The sequence below is a fragment of the Streptococcus pseudopneumoniae genome (genome assembly GCF_001072665.1).
Lineage (GTDB): Bacteria > Bacillota > Bacilli > Lactobacillales > Streptococcaceae > Streptococcus > Streptococcus pseudopneumoniae_S.
The window spans coordinates 1-5188 of record NZ_JVJI01000137.1; the positions used below are offsets into that span (position 1 = coordinate 1).

Below are 5188 nucleotides of genomic sequence, written 5' to 3' on the forward strand. Positions count from 1 at the left end.
AGCTAAGCGACTTCCATATCTCACAGGGGGCAACCCCCAACTACTTCCGGCGTTCTAGGGCTTAACTTCTGTGTTCGGCATGGGTACAGGTGTATCTCCTAGGCTATCGTCACTTAACTCTGAGTAATACCTACTCAAAATTGAATATCTATTCAAATCAAGAAAACCTCTCGCTTTCATATTCTCAGTTACTTTGGATAAGTCCTCGAGCTATTAGTATTAGTCCGCTACATGTGTCACCACACTTCCACTTCTAACCTATCTACCTGATCATCTCTCAGGGCTCTTACTGATATAAAATCATGGGAAATCTCATCTTGAGGTGGGTTTCACACTTAGATGCTTTCAGCGTTTATCCCTTCCCTACATAGCTACCCAGCGATGCCTTTGGCAAGACAACTGGTACACCAGCGGTAAGTCCACTCTGGTCCTCTCGTACTAGGAGCAGATCCTCTCAAATTTCCTACGCCCGCGACGGATAGGGACCGAACTGTCTCACGACGTTCTGAACCCAGCTCGCGTGCCGCTTTAATGGGCGAACAGCCCAACCCTTGGGACCGACTACAGCCCCAGGATGCGACGAGCCGACATCGAGGTGCCAAACCTCCCCGTCGATGTGAACTCTTGGGGGAGATAAGCCTGTTATCCCCAGGGTAGCTTTTATCCGTTGAGCGATGGCCCTTCCATACGGAACCACCGGATCACTAAGCCCGACTTTCGTCCCTGCTCGAGTTGTAGCTCTCGCAGTCAAGCTCCCTTATACCTTTACACTCTGCGAATGATTTCCAACCATTCTGAGGGAACCTTTGGGCGCCTCCGTTACCTTTTAGGAGGCGACCGCCCCAGTCAAACTGCCCGTCAGACACTGTCTCCGATAGGGATCACCTATCCGGGTTAGAGTGGCCATAACACAAGGGTAGTATCCCAACAACGTCTCCTTCGAAACTGGCGTCCCGATCTCTTAGACTCCTACCTATCCTGTACATGTGGTACAGACACTCAATATCAAACTGCAGTAAAGCTCCATGGGGTCTTTCCGTCCTGTCGCGGGTAACCTGCATCTTCACAGGTACTAAAATTTCACCGAGTCTCTCGTTGAGACAGTGCCCAAATCATTACGCCTTTCGTGCGGGTCGGAACTTACCCGACAAGGAATTTCGCTACCTTAGGACCGTTATAGTTACGGCCGCCGTTTACTGGGGCTTCAATTCATACCTTCGCTTACGCTAAGCACTCCTCTTAACCTTCCAGCACCGGGCAGGCGTCACCCCCTATACATCATCTTACGATTTAGCAGAGAGCTGTGTTTTTGATAAACAGTTGCTTGGGCCTATTCACTGCGGCTGACGTAAAGTCAGCACCCCTTCTCCCGAAGTTACGGGGTCATTTTGCCGAGTTCCTTAACGAGAGTTCTCTCGCTCACCTGAGGCTACTCGCCTCGACTACCTGTGTCGGTTTGCGGTACGGGTAGAGTATGTTTAAACGCTAGAAGCTTTTCTTGGCAGTGTGACGTCACTAACTTCGCTACTAAACTTCGCTCCCCATCACAGCTCAATGTTATAGAACTAAGCATTTAACTCAGTTCACACCTCACTGCTTAGACAGACTCTTCCAATCGTCTGCTTTAGTTAGCCTACTGCGTCCCTCCATCACTACATACTCTAGTACAGGAATATCAACCTGTTGTCCATCGGATACACCTTTCGGTCTCTCCTTAGGTCCCGACTAACCCAGGGCGGACGAGCCTTCCCCTGGAAACCTTAGTCTTACGGTGGACAGGATTCTCACCTGTCTTTCGCTACTCATACCGGCATTCTCACTTCTATGCGTTCCAGCACTCCTCACGGTACACCTTCTTCACACATAGAACGCTCTCCTACCATACCTATAAAGGTATCCACAGCTTCGGTAAATTGTTTTAGCCCCGGTACATTTTCGGCGCAGGGTCACTCGACTAGTGAGCTATTACGCACTCTTTGAATGAATAGCTGCTTCTAAGCTAACATCCTAGTTGTCTGTGCAACCCCACATCCTTTTCCACTTAACAATTATTTTGGGACCTTAGCTGGTGGTCTGGGCTGTTTCCCTTTCGACTACGGATCTTAGCACTCGCAGTCTGACTGCCGACCATAATTCATTGGCATTCGGAGTTTATCTGAGATTGGTAATCCGGGATGGACCCCTCACCCAAACAGTGCTCTACCTCCAAGAATCTCTAATGTCGACGCTAGCCCTAAAGCTATTTCGGAGAGAACCAGCTATCTCCAAGTTCGTTTGGAATTTCTCCGCTACCCACAAGTCATCCAAGCACTTTTCAACGTGCCCTGGTTCGGTCCTCCAGTGCGTCTTACCGCACCTTCAACCTGCTCATGGGTAGGTCACATGGTTTCGGGTCTACGTCATGATACTAAGGCGCCCTATTCAGACTCGGTTTCCCTACGGCTCCGTCTCTTCAACTTAACCTCGCATCATAACGTAACTCGCCGGTTCATTCTACAAAAGGCACGCTCTCACCCATTAACGGGCTCGAACTTGTTGTAGGCACACGGTTTCAGGTTCTATTTCACTCCCCTCCCGGGGTGCTTTTCACCTTTCCCTCACGGTACTGGTTCACTATCGGTCACTAGGGAGTATTTAGGGTTGGGAGATGGTCCTCCCAGATTCCGACGGGATTTCTCGTGTCCCGCCGTACTCAGGATACTGCTAGGTACAAAGACTATTTTAAATACGAGGCTATTACTCTCTTTGGCTGATCTTCCCAAATCATTCTTCTATAATCTTTGAGTCCACATTGCAGTCCTACAACCCCGAAGAGTAAACTCTTCGGTTTGCCCTCCTGCCGTTTCGCTCGCCGCTACTAAGGCAATCGCTTTTGCTTTCTCTTCCTGCAGCTACTTAGATGTTTCAGTTCACTGCGTCTTCCTCCTCACATCCTTAACAGATGCGGGTAACAGGTAGTACCTGTTGGGTTCCCCCATTCGGAAATCCCTGGATCATCGCTTACTTACAGCTACCCAAGGCATATCGTCGTTTGTCACGTCCTTCTTCGGCTCCTAGTGCCAAGGCATCCACCGTGCGCCCTTATTAACTTAACCTTATTTTTTGACCTTTCAGTCATAAACTCTTATTAATACTACAGCGTTTTCGGTTTATTTTCTTGTTACTATTTGATATAGATATTCAATTTTCAATGTGCATTACTTGGTGATCTCTCACCAATGGAGCCTAGCGGGATCGAACCGCTGACCTCCTGCGTGCAAAGCAGGCGCTCTCCCAGCTGAGCTAAGGCCCCACAAGACCTCTCAAGACTAAACAAGACCAATGCGCAGTTCCTTATCCTTAGAAAGGAGGTGATCCAGCCGCACCTTCCGATACGGCTACCTTGTTACGACTTCACCCCAATCATCTATCCCACCTTAGGCGGCTGGCTCCTAAAAGGTTACCTCACCGACTTCGGGTGTTACAAACTCTCGTGGTGTGACGGGCGGTGTGTACAAGGCCCGGGAACGTATTCACCGCGGCGTGCTGATCCGCGATTACTAGCGATTCCGACTTCATGTAGGCGAGTTGCAGCCTACAATCCGAACTGAGACTGGCTTTAAGAGATTAGCTTGCCGTCACCGGCTTGCGACTCGTTGTACCAGCCATTGTAGCACGTGTGTAGCCCAGGTCATAAGGGGCATGATGATTTGACGTCATCCCCACCTTCCTCCGGTTTATTACCGGCAGTCTCGCTAGAGTGCCCAACTGAATGATGGCAACTAACAATAGGGGTTGCGCTCGTTGCGGGACTTAACCCAACATCTCACGACACGAGCTGACGACAACCATGCACCACCTGTCACCTCTGTCCCGAAGGAAAACTCTATCTCTAGAGCGGTCAGAGGGATGTCAAGACCTGGTAAGGTTCTTCGCGTTGCTTCGAATTAAACCACATGCTCCACCGCTTGTGCGGGCCCCCGTCAATTCCTTTGAGTTTCAACCTTGCGGTCGTACTCCCCAGGCGGAGTGCTTAATGCGTTAGCTGCGGCACTAAACCCCGGAAAGGGTCTAACACCTAGCACTCATCGTTTACGGCGTGGACTACCAGGGTATCTAATCCTGTTTGCTCCCCACGCTTTCGAGCCTCAGCGTCAGTTACAAGCCAGAGAGCCGCTTTCGCCACCGGTGTTCCTCCATATATCTACGCATTTCACCGCTACACATGGAATTCCACTCTCCCCTCTTGCACTCAAGTTAAACAGTTTCCAAAGCGTACTATGGTTAAGCCACAGCCTTTAACTTCAGACTTATCTAACCGCCTGCGCTCGCTTTACGCCCAATAAATCCGGACAACGCTCGGGACCTACGTATTACCGCGGCTGCTGGCACGTAGTTAGCCGTCCCTTTCTGGTAAGATACCGTCACAGTGTGAACTTTCCACTCTCACACTCGTTCTTCTCTTACAACAGAGCTTTACGATCCGAAAACCTTCTTCACTCACGCGGCGTTGCTCGGTCAGACTTCCGTCCATTGCCGAAGATTCCCTACTGCTGCCTCCCGTAGGAGTCTGGGCCGTGTCTCAGTCCCAGTGTGGCCGATCACCCTCTCAGGTCGGCTATGTATCGTCGCCTTGGTGAGCCGTTACCCCACCAACTAGCTAATACAACGCAGGTCCATCTGGTAGTGATGCAATTGCACCTTTTAAGCAAATGTCATGCAACATCTACTCTTATGCGGTATTAGCTATCGTTTCCAATAGTTATCCCCCGCTACCAGGCAGGTTACCTACGCGTTACTCACCCGTTCGCAACTCATCCAGAGAAGCAAGCTCCTCCTTCAGCGTTCTACTTGCATGTATTAGGCACGCCGCCAGCGTTCGTCCTGAGCCAGGATCAAACTCTCATTAAAAGTTTGAGTTCTCACTCATTTCTGTCACTGACAGATTTATTGTTTTTCATTGTTCAGTACTACAACCTTAGTTGTAGTGCCCTGCACATTGGTTCGTCTTGTTCAGTTTTCAAAGGTCTTTGTCACTCGCTTCTCTCAAGTGACAACTATATTAGTATATCACAGCCGCTTTCGCTTGTCAACACTTTTTTGAAACTTTTTTAACTTTTTTCATCAAGTGCTTCAACCACAATACACCATAGTCCGTACGGGATTCGAACCCGTGTTACCGCCGTGAAAAGGCGGTGTCTTAACCCCT

The 5188-nt window shown here is 49.7% G+C and carries 1 tRNA gene and 3 rRNA genes; all 4 read right to left on the reverse strand.

From position 1 onward, the window contains the following. Window position 1: 1 nt before the first annotated feature. Window positions 2–117: ribosomal RNA gene (gene rrf, locus ADH52_RS10350) — 5S ribosomal RNA — on the reverse strand. A 76-nt stretch (window positions 118–193) separates the two neighbouring features. Beyond that, window positions 194–3095, reverse strand: a 23S ribosomal RNA gene (locus ADH52_RS10355). Between the two features lie 124 nt (window positions 3096–3219). Beyond that, a tRNA-Ala gene (locus tag ADH52_RS10360) sits at window positions 3220–3292 on the reverse strand. A 51-nt stretch (window positions 3293–3343) separates the two neighbouring features. Beyond that, window positions 3344–4890: ribosomal RNA gene (locus ADH52_RS10365) — 16S ribosomal RNA — on the reverse strand. The 16S, 23S and 5S rRNA genes sit together here with 1 tRNA gene alongside, the layout of an rRNA operon. Between the last annotated feature and the right edge of the window lie 298 nt (window positions 4891–5188).